This is a genomic window from Methylobacterium sp. P3_A11 (assembly GCF_056403155.1).
The window spans coordinates 35,239-57,970 of the sequence record NZ_JBFUGA010000025.1 but is presented as its reverse complement, the minus strand read 5'-3'; the positions used below and the strand labels follow the sequence as shown (position 1 = coordinate 57,970).

Sequence of the window (22,732 nt, the reverse complement as noted above, 5' to 3'; positions counted from 1 at the left end):
GGCTGCGCACCCTCCGCGCCGGGCGGAGTTGGGCGGAGACCGAGACCCGCATGGCCTGGGAGCCGCCCGCAGACCCGAGCGACGATCCCGACCCGGATTGTCCGGCGGACCCTTCGATGGGCGCGGTTCCGGCGGTGATCCTGCACAAGCGGATCGCCCTCGGCCTTCCGGGCCTGGGCAACGCCGTGGAGGTGCAGGCGGGCTTCGTCCTGGCCGAGCCCGCCAAAGGGCTCCGGCTCGAACCGCTGGCCGCYGCCGTGCCGGCGGAATTCTCCGAGGCCTGGCGTTTTGACCCGGCCACCGGCGGGATAGCCCCCCTCGACCCCGCGTCCGGCGTTCAGGCGGATCCGGTGATCCTGGCGACCCCCGAAGGCTCGCATGCCCTGGCCATCTGGGCGCCCGGCCCGCCGACACAGGAGACCGACGCCCCGCGGCCCGGCTTCGCGGTGCGGCCCGAGGCCGGGGCGAACCGCCTGAGCTGCCGCTTCCGCGTGGCGAACGCCACCGCCGGATCGCACGACTTCGCCTGCTACGCCCTGGTCGGCGCACTCGCCGACGTCCGCGCCGCCCTGCGGAACCTCACCGCGCCACCCTGACGTGCGCGAGGCCGCCGATCCCGACGGACGCACCCGGCACCGTCGATCCCGTCCGACCCGATGGGAAACGGCGTTCGACGGTCCGGACCGACGAAGCGATCGAGGGTCCGAGAGACGGGAAGCACGCCTTCGCGGTCGGGATCATCCGCATCGCGCCCGAGTCCCGCCTCCGCTGCCTCCTGCCGCCCGCGCTGCGCCAGCTGGGCTCCGGCGGTGATGGCCGCGACGGAAGAGCCGACCCTGAAATCCGCGTGAGACAGGGAATAAACGCCCATGGCGCGACGCCGTGGCCGGATCGCCACAGCTTTGGCGCACGACATTGTGTATACAGGATGCAGTTCGTTCCAGAGACCACGAACCGACTCCGGCGCGCTTCTCGCAGAGGCGCGCCGTATTGTTTCGGGGCCGCGGCAGCGCTCACAGCCGCCGGATCCGCGGCTCGGGGCGGGCCTCCAGCATGAGATGCGTGAGCGCCCAGACCAGGGCGTCGAGCCGGTCGGGCGATCCGCCGCCGGACAGGCCGTCCGGACCGAAATCGCACAGCTCGTCCTCCAGCGCCGGGAACGCCCCGACATGGTGGACCAGCCCGCGGGCATAGAGCAGCGAGACCGGCTCGGCGCGCAGGTACTTGCCCCGCGTCGCATGGACCGACGTCACCGGCACGGCCGGGTCGCATTGGGCCAGCACGGCGGCGGCCATCTCGCCACCCTGATTGACCTCGACCACCAGGGCATCGGCCCGGAGCCGGTGGTAGAGCGCCAGGGCCGCCTCCGCCCAGGCCTGCGGGGTGGCCCGGGCGAGGCTCGCATCGGCCAGCACGTAGGCGTGGCCGCCGGCGCGGCCGGCCGCCACGATCCCACAGGCATCCGAGCGCGCCCCCGAGGCCGCGGGGGGATCCACCGCGACGACGATCCGGCCGAGATCGGGCGCCCCCGCGACCCGGGCCGCCTCCAGGGCGCCGCGGGTCCACAGGGCATCGTCCCGGTCGGCGATGAGTTCGCCGTCGAGTTCCTGCCGGCCCAGCCGGGTGCCGGCGTAGCGGCCGACCACCTGCTCCAGGAAGTCCGGCGCGAGGTGGGCGGCGTTGTCGCCTGTCCGGGCACGGCTCACCACCGTGCGCGGATCGGCGAGCAGCCGCCGGATCAGCGGCACCGGCCGAGGCGTCGTGGTCACGAGGTTGCGCGGCCGGGCGCCGAGGCGCAGCCCGAATTGCAGCATGTCGAACGCCGCCTCGGGCCGGCGCCACTTCGCGGCCTCGTCGCACCACGCGGCGCCGAATTGCGGGCCGCGCAGGGCGTCGGGCTCCTCCGCCGAGAAGGCGAACGCGACCGCGCCGTTGCTCCATTCGAGGCGCCGGCGGCTGGGCGACCAGACCGGCCGGGGGCGCCCCCGCGGTGGCAGGCCGAGCAGGCCCGAAGGCCCCTCGACCATCACGTCGCGGACATCGAGATGGGTCTCCCCCACCAGCGCGATCCGCGCGACCGGCGCGTCCGTGAAGGCCGGGTCCCCCCGGGCGAGGGCGTCGACCCACTCGGCCCCGGTGCGGGTCTTGCCGCTGCCGCGTCCGCCGATCACCGCCCAGGTCGTCCAGGTCTCGGCGTCGGCGGGCGGCAACTGATCCGGCCGGGCCTGATGCAACCAGTCGCCGGCGAGCATCCGGATCAGGTTCGGCGGCAGGGTCGCGAGGAAGTCAGGCAGTCGCCCGGCCGCCGACAAAGCCAGCATAGCGTCGCGCGATCTCCGCGCGCAGGGCGGGCAGGTCGGGTCCGGTGCCGCCATCGCCCCCCTCCCCCGTCGTGCCGCGCGGCGTGTCCGCGGCGAGCGTGTCGAGCAGCCGCTTGAGACCGCCGAGATCGCGCAGGACCCGGGCGGAGTCGCGCAGGGGCGGGTCGCCGCCGCCCAGGGCCGCGTCGAAGGCGGCGATCTGCCGGACCACGTGGGCGCTCAGGTGCCCCCGCAGGATCGCCGGATCGATCGCCGGATCGGTCGCAATCCCACGTCCGGCGCGCCGGAGGGGCGCGTTCGGCAGGTCCACGCCCAGGGTCAGCGACAGCAGCGCCGCAGTGGGCCGCCCGAAGCCCAGGGCCTCGCTGACGTCACCGGGGTCGTTGCCGGGCGTGGCGAGGAGGCGGGCGAGGGACGCCCGACGGCCCGCCGTCCAGCGGGCCATCGCGAGCCGTGGCGCGTGCTGCCGCGGCCTCACCCAGCCGGCCCGGGCATTCCAGGTCCGGATCGTCTTCGGCCCGATGTCGAGGCGGGCGCCGATTTCGTCGACCGTGAGGCGGGTGTCCCGCAGGAGACGGAGGGCCTCGGCGCGCCGCTCCGCCGCGTGAGCCTGGGGTGGCCACATCAGGGGCTCTCCGCACACGTCTCGACCGTGCTGGAGTGATAGCCCGGCAGCGCGACGATGTCAAGCACAAATTCCTATTTTTGCCGGTCCTAGGATTTTTGGCCGAGTGCCGGGACGGATCTCACCCGGCCCACTGCGCGACCCCACGATGGCGCGAGCAGGTTCCGCGATGCGTGTGGCTGAAGCTCCATGTCCCGTCCCGGCATCTGGCCGTAGCGCCGGTGGGCTTGGTGCCGTCGAGACTTTTGGCCGGCTGATGGACCTCCGACCCGTCCCGGCTGCGATAATGGCCGTGCCGGTCCAGTGTCCGGTCGTCCGGCTCGGAGAACGGCCGGGCGGAGGCGCTCCCGGACACGCCGAAGGGGACGACGAGCAGGACGACGATCAGGACGACGAGGCCGGCGAGCCCGAGCCCGCGCCCCCGCGCAGCGCCCGGCCAGCGCCACGGCGGCAGACTCACCAGCGGCACCAAACTGCGGGCCATTGGCCGGAGGACGCGATGGCTCGGGATCGGGATGGGCACCAGGATGCCTCTTCAAGGTTGTGTCTGATCCCATCAGACACAACCGGAGAAGGGCGTCACGGACTATCTACGGTTATCCATAGAACAGTTACAGGTTGCGAATCGGCCTCCCGGGCGCCGACCGTCGGGGCCGGGCGGGCCTGCCCGCAACCGGACGCGGAACGGCCTCGAAAGCTATCGCGGCTATTTCCGCTGTGAACGGCGGTCCCGAAGGCGGACGAAGACCGGAACGGCCGTCACCTCGACACGTTGACCGGCGCTATCCACACGCGGGCAAAGCCTTTCACGCAGTTCGTCAGAGTGAATCGGGTAAAGAATGGTCGGTGACCCACCAGAGTCCGGAGCGGCTCAGCCGCTGGACGAAGGCCCCGTGCGGGATCCTGGTGCGGGTCCGGCGCAGGGGACGACGGAGGCCGCTGCGCTGAGCGACAGTTTCAGGCGCTTCGCCGACGTCGTGCCGCTCATGATGTGGCGTTCGGACGAGGCCGGGCACGCGGTCCACCACAACGTGTGCTGGCTAGAATTCACCGGGCGCCCGCTTGAGGCGGAACTCGGTCTCGGCTGGCGCAGCGGCCTGCATCCCGAGGATTTCGACCGCCACGCCAAGGTCGTCGCGGAGGCCTTCGCGGCGCGGGCGCCGTTCACCGTCGAGTTCCGGCTGCGGCGGCACGACGGCGTCTATCGCTGGTTGCTCGACACCGCGCGGCCCGTCGTGGAGGACGGCCGGTTCCAGGGTTATCTCGGTTCCTGCTTCGACATCACCGACCGCAAGCACGCCGAGGAGCACATCGAGCACGCGCTCGCCGAGAAGGAGGCGCTGCTCGCCGAGGTCTACCACCGGGTCCGCAACAATCTGCAGGTGATGGTCAGCCTGATCGGTCTCTACGGCCGGGCGGCGCCCGACGCCTGCCGCGGCAGTTTCGAGGCCCTGGGCCAGCGGGTGCGGGCGATCGCGCTGGTGCAGCAGCACCTCCACGAGGCGCCACACATCGCGTCGATCGACCTGAAGGACTACCTGCACCGCCTCGCCTCGGGCCTCGGCCAGCTCCGGCGGGCGGGTCGGATCAGCGTCCAGGTCGGCGGCACCGGGAACGGCCTCGTGGAGCCCCGCATCGCCAATGCGCTGGGCATGATCGTGGCGGAGATCGTGGCGGAGTGTCTCGACGCCACGGCCGAGCACGTCGCCTGCTCGATCGCCATCGACATGGAGGCCCAAGCCGGTCGGCCGCCGCGCCTGTCGATCGTGTCCGGCGTGAGCGAGATGGCCGCCTCCGGCCGTCCCAACGTCCCGAACCTCGGCCCCCGTCTGATCGCCGCCTACGCGGCCCAGGCGGAGATCGCCGTCACCGGCGATGCCAGCCCGGGCGACCCCCTGTGGCTGACCCTGCCGCCATCGCACCCGACCGAACAGTGAGGGCGCCCGCGGCGCCGAGCCCCGTCGCCACGGCGGTTCGGCCGGCCTATACAGCAGCGTCCCGAAAGATGGCCGCCGGCTTTCGGATCCCGGCCTTGCCGCCACCAGACCGAGCGCAGTGTATCCCGGACCCGGCTGAGCATGCTTCCCCCGATCGAAACCATCATCGACAATTTCGAGATCGTCGAAGACGACGACATGCGGCTTGAGTACCTGATTGAACTCGGCCGTGCCCTGCCGTCGATGCCCGACGCGGAGCGGACCGAGGCGAACCGCGTTCATGGCTGCGAGAGCCAGGTCTGGATCGACACGGGCGTGGATCGGTCGGGTGGGGTGCCGCGCCTCGTCCTGCATGGCTTCAGCGACTCGTTCATCGTCCGCGGCTTCGTGGCGCTGATGGTGGCGCTCTACACCGGCAAGACCCCGAAGGAGGCTGCCGAGACCGACGGCCTGGAGCTGTTCCGGCAGCTGCGCTTCGGCTCCCATGTGACCTCGAAGCGCTCCAACGGGGTGCGGGCCATGGCCGAGCGGATCCACCATGACGCGGTCCGGCTCGCGGCGGAGGCCTGAGGATCGAGGCCGGCGCCGTCGCGCCGGGGACCGCGAGAGTGTCAGCTCGTCCCGCCGGCACGGCGCCCACTCCTCCCGAAGCGTGAAGCCGGTGGCCTGCGCGGGCATCGGCGCCGTGCCGTGCCCGCCCGTCGGCTCGATCCCATGCGCGGCATCGGGACCGGCCTGAACTGAGGTTCCCCTCAGCCCCGCCACAGGCGCAGGCGCCCGCGTTCCGGCCCGATGGCCTCCCGCTCCAGCCCGTAATGCTCGGCCAGCCGGCCCAGAGCGATCCGCGCCACGACCTTCGCCGACCGGGCCGGCCAGCGGCGCTCGGCCTCGATCCGCTCCAGACCCTTGAGGAACCCGCAGAGGTCGATCAGCAGCCCCGACAGGTCGCTCCCGACCGCGTCGAGGGCGCCGCGTACGCGCTGCCGGGCCGCGATCACGTGGTCGGCGGCGGAGGCCGGGTCCCGGGGACCGCCGCCATCGACCCGGGGGGCGCCGAAATCCGAGCCCATCCGCGGCAGCAGGGCGGCGGCGCTGATGTCCCGCCGCAGACGCTCCCCAGCCTCGAACGAGGCCGCGTCGATCAGCGGCGCGCCGTCCCGGTCACGCCGGCGCACCATCCAGGCGAGGGGATTCTCGGCGGCGTTGCGCAACGTCGGCCCCGCACCCGCATCCCCCGCCACGACCGTCAGTTCGCGGTGTTGCGCGGCGAAGGGCATGTCGCCGGACGAAGCCTGCCGCCGCAGGCGCGCCCGACCGGCCGCGCTGATCGTCAGCCGCGTCCCGGCGGCGTCCCACGCTGCAAGATCGGCCGCGGTGAGGGCGCGACCGGAGGCGGCCGCGAAGCGTCCGCCTCCCACCGAGATCCCGTCGCCGCCCCGCCGGGTCACCAGTGCATTCTCGACGAGGGGATCGGGCCGCGCGTACGCGCCCGCTTCGCCGAGCCGCGCCAAGAGGCGGACCGCCTCCGCCGGCAGGTCGCTCGACGCTGCACGGTCGTGCTTCGCCCCGGAAGCGCCGCTCCGCCCGCTCGCGGCAGTTTTGTTCATGTTTTGTTCCATATGTTCCGAGCCGAGTGCGCCGAACCCTCATCATGTCAGGAAATTTCAGATGATCAAGGTTTTTTTGCCTACAACCCACAGCTATCCTGCGGCGGCTTAGCGTGCCGCCCGGGTCGGCGGCCGATGGAGGATGTCGGCGATCTCGGTCTCGGACTTTCCGCGCACCTCGTAGCCCATCGCCTCGAAACGATCGATCAGCGTCGCGCTGGAGGCAGCGGACCGCGCCGCCCAGTCCGCGAGCACATTGTTCATCCGCGCGAGGTCCGGCTCGTTCTGCTTGTCCTGCGGATCGGGAATCGCGGCCATGTCGGCACCTCGGCGTCGATGCAGAGACCGTGATCGACGCCACGGCCAGCGGTTCAACGCGCGATCCGGAATCGGGCTCCCGCGCCCGGGACCGCGGGCGTCGCGCGAGGCGAAGGCCACGGCGGCGCGCGGCCCCCTCGGCCCCGACCGCTTGCATCGCGGCGCCCGGCGGGACACATGCCCTCACCCGGACGTGACGGGACCCGACGGGAGACACGATGACCGAGATTGGCCACGGATTGCTCGCTCACCCTGACGCTGCGCCGGTCGCGGACGCCCGGCCGCGACGCTTCAGCGTCCACGGGCACGAGATCGCCGATCCCTACGCGTGGCTGAAGGCCGAGAACTGGCAGACGGTCCTGAAGGATCCCGCCGCGCTGCCGGACGACATCGCCGCCTATCTCAAGGCCGAAAACGCCTACGCGGAGACGGCCCTGGCGGGGACCGCGGACCTGCGCCAGCGTCTGGTCGCCGAGATGCGCGGGCGGATCCAGGAGGACGAGAGCGGCGTCCCCGAGCCGGACGGACCCTTCGCCTACTACACGCGCCACCGCGAGGGCGGGCAGCACCCGCTGATCTGCCGGCGCCCGTCGACCGTGCCGGACGTGCCCGCGGCCGGCCCGGACCCGGACGAGACGATCCTCATCGACGGCGATCGGGAGGGCGAGGGCCTGCCGTTCTTCGAGATCGCGGCCGCGGTTCATTCGGACGACCACACGCGGCTCGCCTGGAGCGCTGACACCAAGGGATCGGAACTCTACACGGTCCGCGTGCGCGACATCGCCACCGGCCTCGACCGGGACGACCGGATCGAGGCGACCTCCGGCGAGGCGGTCTGGGCGGCGGACGGCGAGAGCTTCTGGTACGTGGCGGTCGATGCCAACCATCGGCCTGCCAAGGTCATGCGCCACCGCCTCGGTACCCCGCAGAGCGCGGACGAGACGATCTACACGGAAGGCGATGCCGGCTACTTCGTCCATATCGGCAAGACGCAGTCCGGCGCGTTCCTCGACATCACGGCGAGCGACCACGAGACGTCCGAGGTCCGGCTGCTCGACCGGCACGCGGAGTCGGCGAAATTGCGCCTCGTCGAGCCGCGCACCCCTCTGCTGATCTACGGAGTGGAGCACCGCGGCGACCGGCTGTTCATCCGCACCAACGCGGACGGGGCCGAGGACTTCAAGATCGTCACCGCCCCGGTCGACGACCCGGGGCGCGCCAACTGGACCGACCTCGTGCCCCACCGGCCCGGGGTGATGATCCGCCACCTGCACCTGCTCACCGGCCATCTCGTCCGGCTCGAGATCGAGAACGCGCGGCCGCGGATCGTCGTGCGCGACCTCGCCGACGGCGCCGAGCACACGGTCGCCTTCGAGGAGGAGGCCTATTCCCTCGGCCTGCGCGCCGGGCTCGCCTTCGACACGGATACGATCCGCTTCGTCTATTCGTCGATGACGACGCCGTCCGAGACCTGGGACTACGCGTGCGGCAGCCGCACCCGCGCCCTGCGCAAGCGGCAGGCGGTGCCGAGCGGGCACGATCCGGCCGCCTACGTGACCCGGCGGCTCTTCGCCACCGCGCCCGACGGCGAGCAGGTGCCGATCTCGCTGCTGCACCGGCGGGGGCTGCCCCTCGACGGCAGCGCGCCGCTGCTGCTCTACGGCTACGGCTCCTACGGGACGCTGATGCCGGCGGCGTTCCGCACCAACCTGCTCAGCCTTGTCGACCGGGGCTTCGTCTACGCCATCGCGCATATCCGCGGCGGCACCGAGAAAGGCTGGCGCTGGTATCTCGACGGTAAGCGCGAGAAGAAGCCCAATACCTTCACGGACTTCATCGCCTGTGCCCGCGCGCTGATCGCGGCCGGCTACACGACCGAGAGGCGGATCGTCGCCCATGGCGGATCGGCGGGCGGGATGTTGATGGGGGCGGTGGCGAACCTCGCGCCGGAACTGTTCGCCGGGATCGTGGCCGACGTGCCCTTCGTGGACGTGCTCAACACCATGCTCGACGCGGAGCTGCCGCTGACCCCGCCGGAATGGCCCGAATGGGGCAATCCGGCCGAGAGCGAGGCCGCTTTCCGGACGATCCTGTCGTACTCGCCCTACGACAACGTCTCCGCCAAACACTACCCGGCGATCCTGGCTCTCGGGGGCCTCACCGAYCCGCGSGTSACCTATTGGGARCCGGCSAAATGGGTGGCGCGGCTGCGCGCCACCATGACGGGGGGCGGGCCGGTGCTGCTGCGGATCAACATGGAGGCCGGCCACGGCGGTGCCGCCGGCCGGTTCGACCGGCTGGAGGAGGTCGGGCTGATCTACGCCTTCGCGCTGATGGCGGTGGGGAAGTCCTAGGGCTCAGACGCAGTCACCGCGGTCACGCGCATGAGCCCTAAGTCTTTGTTGAAGCATCAATTTTCAAAACTTCGCTGACGCGTTCGTTTGGATCGCTGCATCAGGGCCGCCCGATCACGGGCGGACCTCGGCGGGCGCGGGCGGCTGGGCCGCCCCTTCCTGCGCCCGCGCCCGGCGGGCCGCCTCCTCCGCCGCGGCCTTGTCGGCGCTGGCTTTGTCGGCGGCGGCCTTCAGTGCCGCAGCGCGGACCCTGTCCATCTCGATCCGGGCACGGCGGCGCTGCCGCTCGACCTGATCCGCCTCGGTGAGCTCGATCGTCTCCAGCTCGCGCTGGAGCACGAAGGTGGCCAGACCGTTCGACAGGGTGGCGACGTCGAGGACCCGTTCGGGCGCGGCGAGCGGTCCGTTCAGGCCGAACTGCACCGCCGGCGGCCCGGCATTCCAGCCCCGGGGGACCGGGCCGCCGGCCAGCGTCCCGCGGGCGTCGAGGCGCCCGGCCCGCAGGTCGTAGCCGATCATGCCGGTCCAGCGCGCCGGCCCGAGATCGAGGTCGACCGGCCCGGCCCGCACCACGCCACCCACGAGGGTGACGGCGGCCCGGGCGGTCCCCCGCGCCTGGGCGCCGCCTCGGGCGAGCTCCTCGGTGACCAAGGCTTGGAGGCGGCCGTCCCGCAACGGGTCGTCTATCTCCGCCGCCCGGGCGAGGGCTCGGCCCAGGGCAGCCGGATCGGCCTCGGGCAGGCTCAGATCCGTCAGCGCGAGCGCGCCGCTGCCCGAGAGGCTTTCGGCGAGGCCCGGCAGGGTCTCGGCCGTTGCCGCGAAGCGCAGGTCGGCACTCAGGCGGCCACCGAGCGGGCCGCCGGCCAGCATCGGAAGCGCCGCGCCGTCGAGGCTGCCCGCGCCGGAGACCGAGGCGCCGCCTCCGAGCCGGGCGATCGTGACCGATCCCGCGAGCCGCCCGCCAGCGAGCTTGGCGGTCAGGTCGCGCAGGGTCAGGGTGGCGTCGGCAAGCCCGAGGGCGGCGGTCGCATCCGTGGCGACGAGACCGCGACCGAGATCCAGGCTGGCGACCCGCGCGTCGAGGGAGAGGGCCGGATGGGCGCTCGCCGGCCCGAAGCTGCCGTTCACCCCCGGCGGAATCACCAGGGCGGCGGCCAGCTGCGGGACCGACAGACGGTCGAGGGCGAGGCGGCCGTGCAGGGCGCCCCCCGCCGCCCGCAGCACCGTCCCGTTCACCCCCGCTCCCGCGATCGTGCCAGCAAGAGCGGCAGCGGCCTCGCCCTGCTGCCGGGTGAGCGTGACGGTCAGGTCGGCCGGCCACGCGCCGGGAGCCAGGACCGCGGCGCCGGCCAGCGTCAGGAAGGGCGCCAGATCGCCTGTGTCGGCGCAGATCTCGCCACCGGTGGGGACGAGGTCGGGTCCGACCAGGATCGGGCGGCCCGTGGCCAGCCGCAGGCCCGCGACCGTGCCGTTGACCGTCAGAGAGAGGGCCTGCGCATCCGGCCGTTCGGCGGTCAGGTTCAAGGTGCCGGGCTGCTGGAGGCCGGCGATGTCGGCGCGGCCGAACCAGGCCCCTGCTCGGGGCGCAGTGAGCGTGGCTGTACCGCCTTCGATTTGCGTCCCGCGGCTGGCCAGGGTCAGGTCGAGGGTGCCGCCGCCGGCGCTGCCCCGGGCCTGGGTTCGCAGGGCCGCGGCCACGCCGCCCTCCCGGTCCAGGGTGACGGCGAGGTCGAGGGGTGCGTCCCGCAGGAAGGTGGGCAGCAGGCGGATCTCCCCGACCCAGACCCGCTCCAGAAGGCCCAGCAACGGCGCCGCCGACGGCGCCTTCAATCGGCCGGAGACGCGGCCGGTCCCGTCCGCGCCGATCTGGCCGGACAACCGGGCGCTTGCGCCGGCGAGGTCGGTGACGTCGAGGCTGTCGACCGTGAGACCGGCGCCGTCCGATTGGATCCGCGCCGCGATCGTGCCGGTGCCGGTGCCCGTCGCGCCGAAGCGGACATCCCTGGCCTCCAGGGTCAGGGCAAGGTCGGTGTCCCGCAGCCCGCCGAGCGCCGTCCCCACGGGCGGCAACCCGGCGATATCGAGACCGCTCGCGCGGATCTGTGCGTCGAACCGTCCGCGCTCCTGGCCCTCGGCCGCCATGTAGCGGGCGTTGCCGGTGATCCGCGCCGTCCCGAGGGCGAGGCGCAAGTTGCGCAGGGACAGGCCGGTCGTGGCGGCCGACAGGTCGGCGGCGGCCTCGACCCGGCGCCCGTCGAGGAGCGCGACGAGGGGCCCCTCGGCGCCGAGGCGGCGCAGGTAGCGGCCGAGCGCCTCCGAATCCGGAGCTGCGAGGGCCACCGGGCCGGTGAAGCGCAGGGGTGCCGTCTCGACCTGCCCGCTCGCGCTCAAGGTCGAGTCGGCCGGACCCACCACAGAGAATCGGCGCAGGAGCAGGCCGCCGACGCGCTCCAGGGTGCCGGTGAGGGCGAGGTTCGACCAGTCCTCGCCGCCGATCACGGTGCTGCCCACTGCGAGGTCGAGGTCGAGCATGGCGGGTAGGCCACCGGCCGAGCGCGGCAGGCCGCGGCCGATCAGGTTCTGGCCCTCAGGCGAGGCGAGGAAGGCGTCGAGATCGAGGCGGCGCGCCTCTAGGGTCAGGCCAGCGCGCCACTGGCGTAGGTCGAGCCGGCCGGTGCCGCCGAGCCGTAGCGCTCGGCCGCCGGGATCGATGGCCACGTCCACGCCCTCGAACCGGACCTGCGTGCCCCGGGCTTTGAAGGTTCCGGCGAGGGAGAACGGCAGGTAGGCGCCGGCCGCCTGGGTCGGCGGCCCAACGACGAGTCGCGCCGAGCCCTCGGCCTCCACCTGCGACCCGCCGGACTCGGCCGGCACGAGGCCGAAGCGGGCATCCGCCTCGAAGCGCGGATGCGCGTCGCCACCCCCGGAGATCTTGGCCGCGAGCCGCCCATCGGGACCCGGCGTACCGCTGACCGCCCGGAATGGAACGCCGCCGGTCGTACCCTCGAGCCGCCAGGGTCCGACCAGGGTCGGGGCCTGCAGGTGCAGGTCCTGGACGTAGAGCTGGTCGGTGCGCCCGGTGGCCGGCACCTGGGTGGTGACCAGGAACTGCTGGATCTGGAGGTTCTCGATCGCGAGGTCGCGGTCGCGCAGGGCGCCGCCGAAATCCGGCGGCAGCTTCAGGGCATCCGGGCCGGCGACGGGCAGCTTGATCTCGGCCCGGCCGATTCGGGTCTCGGTGAAGCGGACCTCGCCCTTCAGCAGGGGCGCGAGGGCGATCTCGGCCTTGACGAACCGGGCATCGAGACTCGGGCGGTCCGGATCGCGACCGAGATGCAGGCGGTCCACGCGCAGCCGCGGTGACGGCAGAAGGCGCACCTCGATCCTTCCGTCGGTCCGGACCGGGACGCCGAGGGACCGGGCAAGCGCCCGGTCGACGAGGGCGCGCTGGGCCTGCCAGTCGACGAAGGGTGGGACGGCGAGCGCCGCCACGAGAACCAGGATGACGGCGCCCGCCAGCGCGGTCAGAAGATCACGCAATGGTCCCGTTCCGCACCATCTCTCCGCGAGGACGCGACATCGCCGTGCCCCGCGTGCCCCCGCGATTCAGTTGCCAGGGCCATAGCACGATAAGGGGCCGAGGGCGCCAGCGTTGCGCCTCCGGGCGAGACGCCGCGATTTGCGGGCTGTTCAGGTCAATCGCACGGCGCGCCAGCGGTCCCGGACGGGATCGCGGTTGCACCGGCCTCCTCGCCCGGATGCATCCACGAAGGCGGCGTGCGAGCCCGGATCGAAGGTCGGAAGCCGATACGCTCGAGCCTGCGAAGAGCCGCTTCGTGCGGCTCTGAGACTGCCTGTTCTGGAGCGAGAGTTGGAAGCATCTGACGAACCCATACGGTCGATTTGACAGCGACACGCGTTGTTATGGTGAAAAGGCCAGCCGATCGCCTTATTAGATCGTGTCCACCATATTTGCCCATCACTCGAATTGAAATCTTTCATTTCATTGATTTCGGCGATTTTTATCGCCGATTAAAAATATCTCGGAATGAAATATAACCTGTCACCGGACCCGCATAGTTCTGCACTCATAAAAACGGACACTTAGAGGCTCTGGTGAGACGATGCTGCGTCTACTGAGAGTTGTCCAATGTTCCGCAAGCCCGCCTACAGTGAGACCCAGGCTACGCTCGATGCCCTCACACGATCGCTGGCGATCATCGAGTTCGGCATGGATGGTACCATCCTGCGCGCCAACCCGAACTTCCTGTCGGTCGTGGACTACGACCTCGCCTCATTGCAAGGAAAGCATCACCGCGTCTTCGTCGGCAACGAGGTTGCCGATAGCTCGAACTATACCGAGTTCTGGGCAAAGCTTCGGGCCGGTGAGTTCGTATCCGGTGAGTTTCTCCGGAGAGCGAGGTCGGGCGCGAAGGTTTGGCTCGAGGCGACCTACAACCCGATCTTCGGTCCCGACGGCAGGCCGTTCAAGGTCGTCAAATTCGCCAGCGAAATCACGGCCAAGAAGAATGAAACCAGCCGGCTTCTTCGGATGATCGATGAGATGCCGGTCGCCGTCATGACTGCCGATCCGAAGAACGACTTCAAGATCAACTACCTCAACAACACGTCGCGCAAGACCCTCGAGGCGATCGAGAGATACCTACCGATCAAGGCGTCGGAGATGATGGGTCGATCGTTCGACGTCTTCCACAAGAACCCGCACCACCAGCGCAACATGCTGGCCGATGCGAGCCGGCTGCCGCACCGGACCAAGATCAAGGTCGGTCCCGAGACGCTGGACCTGCAGGTCTCGGCGATCACCGACGCGGACGGCGCCTACGTCGGTCCGATGCTGACCTGGTCGGTCATCACGGCGCAACTCGCCATGGCCGAGGAGGTCGCCGGCGTGGTCGAGGCGCTCGGGACCGCCATCGGCGAGATGAAAGACTCGGCGCAAGGCTTGAACCGCTCGGCCGACGCCGCGAGCGAGCGCGCCAATTCCGTCGCGGCCGGTTCAGAGGAGATGACGAGTTCGATCCATGAGATCTCGGGACAGGTCGGGCGGGTCTCCGAGCGCACTCAGCAGATCGCCAACCAGGCGACGGCGACGGACGCGACCGTGCGTAATCTCGCCACCAACGCGGGCGAGGTCGACGCGGTGGTGGGCATGATCAAGTCCATCGCCGACAAGACCAACCTGCTCGCCCTCAACGCCACGATCGAGGCGGCGCGCGCCGGGGCGGCCGGGCGCGGCTTCGCGGTCGTGGCCACGGAGGTCAAGGAGCTCGCCGGCCAGACGGCGAAGGCGACCGGCGAGATCACCCACAAGGTGCATGACATCCAGAAGGCGACCGGCGAAGCCGTCACAGCAATCCGCCTGATCACGGACGAAGTCGCCGAACTCTCGAAGCTGACGCTGGCCATGGCGAGCGCAGTCGAGGAGCAGGCCGCCTCGACCCAGGAGATGTCATCCAACATCGCCGGTGTCTCGACGGCGGCCGGCGAGACCGGGCAACTCGCCGAGATGGTCCGGCAGATCTCCGACACGCTCGAAGCGCATTCCGCTGGGCTCGGTGCCAGCATGGACAGGTACCTCAAGGCCGGCTGATGGCGTGTGTCAGACGAGCCCGTCGGACGACACGCCAACGGGCTCCCGGACGCTCTGAGGGACGTTGCCCGGTTGGTGCCGCGTCGAAGCGTCAGCAAGGGCTGCCGCACGGTACGCAAGCGGTGCGTACGGCCAAGTTCATGAGTCGAAGAGCGAGGTATTAATCCTGGCCGTTGCCGTTATGGGAGCGGCCCGGGCCTTTTCGTGACAGGGCGGCTCGATGCTTCACTCTGAGGAACGGGCTTCAGCCCCGTGACATCCAGGTCAGCGATCCCGCCCATCGCAACGGTCGACGGCGAGAAAATGATCACCCGCCGTGCGGCGCAAGCCGTCGAGGGGCTATTGGAGAGGTCGACGTCTCGGGCGGTGCGGCGATCGTGTGTCGGCCTTGATCACCACCCAGAACTGGGGTGCTTCCGCAGGCGCACGGGCCAGCCCGTGAGCGCGATCTTGAAGAAGACGCAGGGCGAACGCCTCAGCCTGATTGGCACGCGCAACCGTTCCATGGCGGCTGACGACGCCAGAAATCTCCTGTTGGAGCGTCTGGGCCTCATCGAGCGCATCGGAGATGTCCGCTCGCATCGCCTGGGTGGGCATTCCGTCATCGAGTGGGGCATCACCGATGCCGGTCTGGCTGCTCTTCTGGAAATCAAATCCGCTCCAGGCCCGAGTTGAAGCGTGAAGCGATGCGTCTTGGACGAGCGTCCCGCACGGGTCCACCATCAGCTCCGGCGATGAAGAGGAGGCCGGCCCTCGGACCCTCGCAGGCATGGGATCGACGTTCGGCCACCGGCGCATCGATCCGACGTCAGAGTTCCACCCCAAGCCAGAGTCGCTCGATGGGCCAGGAACGGCCGCGTTCGGGAAATACCGATCGCTGAGGGCGTGACCGAGAGGGGTCGGAGGCAGCCGCTCGAACAGCCGCACTGCAGGGTCCGGGTCCCGGCCCAGTTCGCGCCGCCGAGCGGTCGTCGACAGGCGAGGCGTATCGTCCCGCAACACACGCTCCGGTCGCATCCTGCCCGAACCACCTCGACGCCGTTCGCGATTTGGTCCAGGGAAGCGGGATGCAGAACCGCCCGCACGCGCAGCCCGCCGGGGACGGCGCTCCCGCCTCATCCATCGCCGCCCGCGCCATGGGTGCGCTCCGCCGCGACGCCGCCGCCTACCTCGAGGGGCTCAACCCCGAGCAGCGCCGCGCCGTCGAGACCACGGAGGGACCGGTGCTCGTGCTGGCAGGCGCCGGCACCGGCAAGACCCGGGTGCTCACCACCCGCATCGCCCACCTGATCGCCACGAACCGCGCGCGCCCCTTCGACATCCTGGCGGTTACCTTCACCAACAAGGCCGCTCGGGAGATGAAGCTCCGGATCGGCGCGCTGATCGGTCCCGCCGGCGAGGGCATGCCCTGGCTCGGTACGTTCCACGCCATCGGCACCAAGATCCTGCGCCGCCACGCCGAACTTGTCGGCCTGAAATCCGACTTCACCATCCTCGGCACCGACGACCAGCTCCGGCTGATGAAGCAGGTCATCGCCGATCAGAACGTCGACGAGAAGCGCTGGCCGGCCCGCGCCCTGTCCCACGCCATCGATGGCTGGAAGAACCGCGGCCTCGCGCCCGAGCAGGTGCCGCCCGGCGAGGCCGCCTCGTTCGCGTTCGGCAAGGGCGGCACGCTCTACAGCGCCTACCAGGCCCGACTGGCGACGCTGAACGCCGTCGATTTCGGCGACCTTTTGCTCCTGTGCCTCAAGCTCTGGCGGGACAATCCCGATGTGCTCGCCAACTACCAAGACCGGTTCCGGTACATCCTGGTCGACGAGTATCAGGACACCAACGTCGCCCAGTACCTGTGGCTGCGCCTCCTCGCCCAGAACCGCAAGAACATCGCCTGCGTGGGCGACGACGACCAATCGATCTATGGCTGGCGCGGTGCTGAGGTCGACAACATCCTGCGCTTCGAGCACGACTTCCCCGGCGCCGTGGTGGTGCGGCTGGAGCGCAACTACCGCTCCACGGGACACATCCTGGCCGCCGCCTCGGGGCTGATCGCCAGGAACGAGAGCCGCCTCGGCAAGACCCTGCGCACCGACGACGAGCCGGGCGAGCGCGTCACCGTGACGGGCGCCTGGGATTCCGAGGAGGAGGCTCGGATGCTCGCCGAGTCGATCGAATCCCTCCAGGCGAAGCAGCATCCCCTCTCGGAGATCGCCGTGCTGGTGCGGATCTCCGCGCAGATGCGCGAGATCGAGGACCGGTTCGTCCAGCTCGGGCTCCCCTATCGGGTGATCGGCGGCCCGCGCTTCTACGAGCGCGCCGAGATCCGCGACGCGCTGGCTTATCTCCGGGCCACCGTGAACGTCAGCGACGACCTCGCCTTCGAGCGGATCGTCAACACGCCCAAGCGCGGCCTCGGCGACGCGACCCTCCAGCAGCTCCACACCTATGGCCGGGCCAACCGGCTGCCCCTGCGGATCGCCGCCGAGCGCCTGTGCGAGACCGACGAGCTGAAGCCCCGGGTCCGCTCCACCCTGCGGGCGCTCACCCAGAGTTTCTCGCGGTGGGCTCGGCTGGTCGAATCGCAGCCGCACAGCGAGGTCGCCCAGATCGTCCTGGAGGAATCCGGGTATACCGAGATGTGGCAGAAGGACCGCTCGGCGGATGCCGCCGGGCGTCTCGAGAACCTGAAGGAATTCGTCCGGTCCATGGAGGAATTCCCCGACATGGCGGCCTTCCTGGAGCACGTCTCCCTGGTGATGGAGGCCTCCGAGACCGAGGGCGCCGACCGGGTCTCGCTGATGACGCTCCACGCCGCCAAGGGACTCGAATTCGACACCGTGTTCCTGCCCGGTTGGGAGGACGGCCTGTTCCCCAGCCAGCGCGCACTGGACGAGAGCGGGCGGGCGGGTCTCGAGGAGGAGCGGCGCCTCGCCCATGTCGGCCTGACCCGGGCGCGGAAGCGGGCGAAGCTCTCCTTCGCGGTCAACCGGCGGATCCATGGCCTGTGGTCATCGACCATCCCGTCCCGGTTCATCGACGAGTTGCCGGAATCGGCCGTCGACGTGGTCGAGGCGCCCGCCCACTTCTCGGCCGGGGCCTCGCGGTTCGACCGCAACCCGGCCCCGTTCGGGTCGAGCTACGGCACGCCGGGCTGGCAGCGGGCGCAGGCCAACACCGCCCAGACCGGCTCCCGGGGCGGCGACCGGGCCGGTCGCAGCTTCGGGTCGGCGCCCGGCGGGCGAGCCGGCGGACCGCGTCAGATCGAAGGCGAGCTGATCGCCAAGTCGACCGGCGCGCCCTCGGCGTTCCAGGCTGGACAGCGGGTCTTCCACACCAAGTTCGGCCCCGGAACAGTCGCGGGCGTCKACGGCAACAAGCTGACGGTTGACTTCGATAAAGCCGGCCAGAAGATGGTGCTCGACAGCTTCATCCAGGCGGGATGAGGCACGTCCCGTCGATCAAGCCCGGACTTTCCAGGGCAGCAGGATCGGCCGGCTTCGCCCGGGCGGGCGGGGAGGATCGAGGTCGTGCCGGATGCCGCGTCATCGCGTCTCCTCCATCCTGGATCTGATGCATCGGTGCCAGCCGGGCGGCTTTTTCCCGGCGACCACCCTGAACGTCACCCCTTAGTCACACCCGACGCGCAATCGTCGGGGGCGAATCGCGGTGGTGCGGCAGTTGCATCGCGTATTCGGCCGTGCGCGGCACGTCGTGACGCTCTCCACAGGCGGACGCACGCGGCGCGGAACCTTCGGCACGGGGCCGGTATTAGGTCCGCAAACAAGTAGATCCGGGAGCAAGCAGGTAAACGGCAGTTCAGCGACAGATCCAGGTTGGCAAGTCCCGTTGGAGTGTACATCCATGAAGAGACGCCGCGCACGACTTGAACTGGTTGAAGACCGCACGTCCCGCATTCACCGCACGCGCTTCGACGAAGAACGCAACCTCGCCCCGATCCAACCGCTCACCGAACGCCAAGCCGAGTATCTCGACGCCCTCGCCCGCTCCCCGCAGGTCATCGTCCTCGGGCCGGCCGGCACCGGCAAGACCTTCATCGCCGGTACCCGCGCGGCCGACCAGCTCCGTCAGCGCCGGATCGCCAAGGTGGTGATCACTCGCCCGAACGTCCCGTCCGGCCGGTCCCTCGGCTACTTCCCCGGCACCCTCGAAGAGAAGATCGCCCCCTGGGTCGCCCCGCTGACCGAGGCCATGAAGGAGCGCATGGGCGCCGCCGCCTTCGAGATCGCCCTCAAGACCGGCGACATCGAGATCGTCCCCTTCGAAGTGATGCGTGGTCGGACCTTCAAGAATTGCCTCGTGATCCTCGACGAGGCCCAGAACACCACGATCAACGAGATCAAGATGTTCCTGACCCGCATCGGCGACGATTGCCAGGTCATCATCAACGGCGACGTCTCGCAGACCGACCTGCGCGAGACCTCGGGCCTGCGCACGGTGATGCACATGGTCAAGAGCCGGATGATGCCGATCCCCGTGGTGGAGTTCACCCGCAACGATATCGTGCGCTCGGGCATCTGCGCTGAATGGGTGAAGGCGTTCGAGGAAACAAATCTCTAATCCAAAAGTTGATGGCGGCGGGTCCTCGACGACCCGCCGTGCCGTCCCCCGGCACGAGACGACTCTCCGCTCCTCCCGTCCGGGAGGATGAACCGGGTACCATACCCGGCCATCAGAGAACTGGAGTCTCCTCGTGAGGAAACTGACCTTCGCCTTCGCCGTTCTGGCCTCCCTCGGCGGTGCCGCCCTCGTCCAGCCGGCTTCGGCCGCCCCCGCCATGCCCGGTGCCGTCACGACCACCGACGCCGTGACGCACGTTCGGATGACTCCGAGGGAACACCGGATGATGCACCGCCGCATGCATCACCGGATGATGCATCATCGCATGCACCGCCGGATGATGCACCGCCGCATGCATCACCGTATGTGACGTTCTACGGCGGGGCGGGGTCAGACCGGCCCCGTTCCGCCCGTTCTGACGTTGCTCCCCGGCTCGAAGATTCCTATCTCCTCGGCTCGCATCGCGCAGTCAGGCGGCCGTCGCGGCAGCCGGCCGATCCGGGAGACCAGGATGCCCCCCTCCAATCGACTGTTCGACGATCTTGCCCGCCTGATGACGGACGCCGCCGGCGCCGCGCAGGGTGTGCGCCGCGAGGCTGAGACCGTGGTCAAGGCGCAGCTCGAACGCGTGATCCGCGATCTCGACGTCGCCTCCCGCGAGGAGCTCGATGTCCTGCGCGATCTGGTCACCCATCTTCAGGCCCAGAACGACGCTCTGACGGCCCGCGTGACGGCCTTGGAGGCGAAATCCGGTGCCGCGGCAGCCGGGGCGGCGGGCCTGAGTGAGGCCGTCTGAGTCCCCGCGGCAACGCCGGGGGCTTTTACACAGGAAGCGGCGTCGACGATCCCGTTTCCTGTTCACTGAATGTGACCTGCACTTTGTGTCGCGAGTCACGGGCGGTCTATAGTCAGGCATAGGGTGATTCGGGGCCTGCAGGGCGATGTCAGCAGCGCTTTGACAGTCGATCGCTTCACCTCCGGCGCAAATCTGCCGGCCGTTCCAGTTCTCGGAGTGTTCTCGCGCTCCGGATTCGCGTCACCGTCACGTCGGGCCGGATCTCATCCGGGCCGTCCTTTTGGATCGTCATGCCGCTTCTCAACGTCGACTTTCACGACCCGGACCGGAACGAGCATCCGCTCGACGTCGTCGAGCGTTTGGCGTCCCTGCGCGACTGGATCTTCGACCGGGCAGAGACCGACGAGATGTCGGTCACGAGCCCCGGCCGTTGGACCGACTATAACGTGGCCTTCACGTGGATCGAGGACGTCGAGGCCCTCCATGTGGCCTGCGCCTTCGACCTGAAGGTTCCGGAGCGGCAACGCACCGAAGTGATGCGCCTGATCGCGCTGATCAACGAGCAGCTCTGGGTCGGCCATTTCGACCTCTGGACGACCGATAGCGTAGTGATGTTCCGCCACGCGCTCCTGCTGACGGGCGGCGCGGTTCCGACCCATCCGCAATGCGCCACCATGATGAAGACCGCGGTGACCGCCTGCGAGCGTTACTTCCAGGCGTTCCAGTTCGTACTCTGGGCCGGCAAGAGCGCCCGAGAGGCGCTGGACGCCGTGCTGTTCGAGACCGAAGGCGAGGCGTGACCGGCCCCATGCGGATGCCCGCCTCCCTGGTCCTCGCCGGGGCCGGCAAGATGGGCGGCGCGATGCTGGTGGGCTGGCTGGATGCGGGCCTCGACCCGCACCACACGACGATCATCGACCCCGTGCCGATGCGCGAGATCGCGGAACTCTGCGCTGCGCGGGGTATCGCCCTGAACCCGCCGGTCGCTGCGCCCGGCGCCGTGCTGGTCCTCGGGATCAAGCCGCAGGGCCTGGACTCCGCCGCACCCAGTCTCGATCGGCTGATCGGACGTGAAACGCTCCTCGTCTCGATCCTGGCGGGCAAGTCCGTAGCCGACCTGCGCGCCCGGCTGCCGCGGGCGCGCGCCGTGGTTCGGGCGATGCCGAATCTGCCGGCGAGCATCGGCCGGGGCGCCACCGGGGCCTGCGCGAATTCCGAGGTCTCGGCCGATCAGCGCGCGGCCGCCGAAGCGCTGTTCGCGGCGAACGGCACGGTCGAGTGGCTTGCGGACGAGTCGCAGATCGACGCGGTGACGGCGGTCTCTGGGTCCGGTCCAGCCTACGTCTTCCTGCTCGCCGAAACCCTGGCCGAGGCGGGCATCGCGGCCGGTCTGGAGCCCGCCATAGCCCACCGCCTCGCCCGGGCGACGGTGGCGGGGGCCGGCGCGCTCCTCGATGCGAGCCCGACCGAGGCGGCGGAGCTGCGCCGCAACGTCACGTCACCCGGCGGCACCACGGCGGCGGCGCTGGACGTGCTGATGCGCCCGGACGGGCTCGGGGCTCTGATGCGCGACGCGGTGGCGGCAGCGCGTCGCCGGGCGGGTGAGCTGTCCGGCTGACGCGGCGGCGACCTCCGTGCGGCATGGCCGCGCGACGGCCCTGCCCTTCGCCGAACGGCCGCCTACATGAGGCGACACGACCGACAGATCCGGGCGATCGATCCATGACCGAAAGCAAAGTCTCCGCAAAGCGCCCCCGCAAGGCCGCGACCCCGTCCAAGGGAACCGGCACCCACGAGCGTGTCGGGCAGGAGAGCGTTGCACAGGCTGCCTCCGCTCAGGACAGCGCAGCGCCGGCCGCCGGCGCGTCGAAGCTATCTCCCCGTGAGGCCGCCGTCGAAGCCCTGATGCGGCTCGCCGCCGAGCAGCCCTGGAACGACATCGAGGTCAGCGATATTGCCCGCGAGGCAGGCCTGACGCTTGCCGAGTTGCGCGACCTCTTCCCGTCGAAGGGCGCCGTCCTCGGCGGCCTGACACGCATCATCGACCGCAAGGTCCTGGAAGGTGATCTGGCGGGCCTCGAGGAGGAGCCGACCCGCGAGCGCCTGTTCGACGTGCTGATGCGCCGCCTCGACGCGATGGAGCCCTACAAGCCGGCCCTGCGCCGCATCGCCTATGCCCTGCGCGGCGAGCCGCTCTCGATGCTGGCGCTGAACGGCGTCATGCTGAACTCCCACCGTTACATGCTGGCCGCGGCCGGGATCGATACCGAGGGTCCGCTCGGCCAGCTCAAGCTCCAGGGCGTGGTCATTGCCTTCGCCCGCGTGACTCAGGTCTGGCTCGACGACGACGATCCGGCGCTGGCCCGGACGATGGCGCGGCTCGACAAGGAGATCCGCAACGGCGAGCGCATCATGGAGCGGGCCGAGGATGTCCGCCGGTTGACGGCGCCGCTGCGTGCGCTCGGGCGCTCCTTCCTGGATCGTCGCCCACGCACGCGCCGGGGCGACGACGGCGACGAGACCGATCCCGCGGCCGCGATCTGAGCCGGTTTCACGGACGGGGTTCTCCGACCAGCCGGGGCCGT

General features: G+C 70.4%; 19 protein-coding genes. 13 read left to right on the top strand and 6 right to left on the bottom strand.

The features are described from left to right. Positions 1-596 (top strand): hypothetical protein (locus tag AC1DXK_RS10865; protein ID WP_477297739.1); only part of this gene is annotated, 596 nt, incomplete at its 5' end. A gap of 417 nt (positions 597-1,013) precedes the next feature. On the opposite strand, the gene AC1DXK_RS10860 is transcribed toward AC1DXK_RS10865, so the two are convergent. From AC1DXK_RS10860 to AC1DXK_RS10850, 3 genes are all read right to left on the bottom strand, one after another. Further along, positions 1,014-2,321, bottom strand: a complete 1,308-nt coding sequence (locus AC1DXK_RS10860) for a DNA-packaging protein (RefSeq protein WP_457106861.1) — start codon at positions 2,319-2,321, stop codon at positions 1,014-1,016. Then, entirely contained in the window at positions 2,287-2,946 is a 660-nt protein-coding gene (locus AC1DXK_RS10855; RefSeq protein ID WP_457106862.1) for a hypothetical protein, read from the bottom strand. Before AC1DXK_RS10855 ends, AC1DXK_RS10860 begins: the two co-directional genes overlap by 35 nt. 121 nt (positions 2,947-3,067) lie before the next feature. Continuing rightward, a complete protein-coding gene (locus tag AC1DXK_RS10850; RefSeq protein ID WP_457106863.1) occupies positions 3,068-3,469 on the bottom strand; it encodes a DUF3761 domain-containing protein in 402 nt (133 codons plus the stop codon). Positions 3,470-3,785: 316 nt separating this feature from the next. On the opposite strand from AC1DXK_RS10850, the gene AC1DXK_RS10845 reads away from it, so the two are divergent. Together AC1DXK_RS10845 and AC1DXK_RS10840 are read left to right on the top strand one after the other, a co-directional pair. Beyond that, a complete protein-coding gene (locus AC1DXK_RS10845) occupies positions 3,786-4,883 on the top strand; it encodes a sensor histidine kinase (protein WP_457106864.1) in 1,098 nt (365 codons plus the stop codon). Between the two features lie 141 nt (positions 4,884-5,024). Continuing rightward, entirely contained in the window at positions 5,025-5,453 is a 429-nt protein-coding gene (locus AC1DXK_RS10840; protein ID WP_457106865.1) for a SufE family protein, read from the top strand. A gap of 182 nt (positions 5,454-5,635) precedes the next feature. Here the strand turns inward: AC1DXK_RS10840 and AC1DXK_RS10835 are convergent, their stop codons facing one another. After that, positions 5,636-6,490, bottom strand: a complete 855-nt coding sequence (locus AC1DXK_RS10835; RefSeq protein WP_477297735.1) for a DUF6456 domain-containing protein — start codon at positions 6,488-6,490, stop codon at positions 5,636-5,638. A 108-nt stretch (positions 6,491-6,598) separates the two neighbouring features. Beyond that, positions 6,599-6,808 carry a hypothetical protein gene (locus AC1DXK_RS10830; RefSeq protein WP_457106867.1) on the bottom strand — a complete coding sequence of 70 codons (210 nt, stop codon included), beginning with the start codon at positions 6,806-6,808 and terminating at the stop codon, positions 6,599-6,601. A gap of 218 nt (positions 6,809-7,026) precedes the next feature. On the opposite strand from AC1DXK_RS10830, the gene AC1DXK_RS10825 reads away from it, so the two are divergent. Next, positions 7,027-9,162 (top strand): S9 family peptidase, encoded by a 2,136-nt coding sequence (locus AC1DXK_RS10825; protein ID WP_457106868.1) that lies wholly within the window; start codon positions 7,027-7,029, stop codon positions 9,160-9,162. 114 nt (positions 9,163-9,276) lie between these two features. Here the strand turns inward: AC1DXK_RS10825 and AC1DXK_RS10820 are convergent, their stop codons facing one another. Beyond that, positions 9,277-12,702: an AsmA family protein gene (locus AC1DXK_RS10820; protein WP_457106869.1), complete on the bottom strand. Its 3,426-nt coding sequence runs from the start codon at positions 12,700-12,702 to the stop codon at positions 9,277-9,279. A 610-nt stretch (positions 12,703-13,312) separates the two neighbouring features. Here AC1DXK_RS10820 and AC1DXK_RS10815 point away from each other — a divergent pair. From AC1DXK_RS10815 to AC1DXK_RS10775, 9 genes are all read left to right on the top strand, one after another. Continuing rightward, positions 13,313-14,773 (top strand): methyl-accepting chemotaxis protein, encoded by a 1,461-nt coding sequence (locus tag AC1DXK_RS10815; protein ID WP_477297732.1) that lies wholly within the window; start codon positions 13,313-13,315, stop codon positions 14,771-14,773. 450 nt (positions 14,774-15,223) lie between these two features. Beyond that, positions 15,224-15,448: a hypothetical protein gene (locus AC1DXK_RS10810; RefSeq protein WP_457106871.1), complete on the top strand. Its 225-nt coding sequence runs from the start codon at positions 15,224-15,226 to the stop codon at positions 15,446-15,448. 392 nt (positions 15,449-15,840) lie between these two features. Further along, entirely contained in the window at positions 15,841-18,216 is a 2,376-nt protein-coding gene (locus tag AC1DXK_RS10805; RefSeq protein ID WP_477297730.1) for an ATP-dependent helicase, read from the top strand. 418 nt (positions 18,217-18,634) lie between these two features. Then, positions 18,635-19,351, top strand: coding sequence for a PhoH family protein (locus tag AC1DXK_RS10800; protein WP_012321860.1), 717 nt, complete (start codon positions 18,635-18,637; stop codon positions 19,349-19,351). A 133-nt stretch (positions 19,352-19,484) separates the two neighbouring features. Then, positions 19,485-19,721, top strand: coding sequence for a hypothetical protein (locus AC1DXK_RS10795; RefSeq protein ID WP_457106873.1), 237 nt, complete (start codon positions 19,485-19,487; stop codon positions 19,719-19,721). 141 nt (positions 19,722-19,862) lie between these two features. Further along, positions 19,863-20,147: an accessory factor UbiK family protein gene (locus AC1DXK_RS10790; protein WP_457106874.1), complete on the top strand. Its 285-nt coding sequence runs from the start codon at positions 19,863-19,865 to the stop codon at positions 20,145-20,147. Positions 20,148-20,437: 290 nt separating this feature from the next. Next, on the top strand, positions 20,438-20,947 hold the full coding sequence (locus AC1DXK_RS10785; RefSeq protein WP_457106875.1) for a type III secretion system chaperone family protein: 510 nt from the start codon (positions 20,438-20,440) through the stop codon (positions 20,945-20,947). 14 nt (positions 20,948-20,961) lie between these two features. Next, entirely contained in the window at positions 20,962-21,765 is an 804-nt protein-coding gene (proC, locus tag AC1DXK_RS10780) for a pyrroline-5-carboxylate reductase (protein WP_457106920.1), read from the top strand. 104 nt (positions 21,766-21,869) lie between these two features. Next, on the top strand, positions 21,870-22,691 hold the full coding sequence (locus AC1DXK_RS10775; protein ID WP_477297727.1) for a TetR/AcrR family transcriptional regulator: 822 nt from the start codon (positions 21,870-21,872) through the stop codon (positions 22,689-22,691). Positions 22,692-22,732 lie beyond the last annotated feature (41 nt).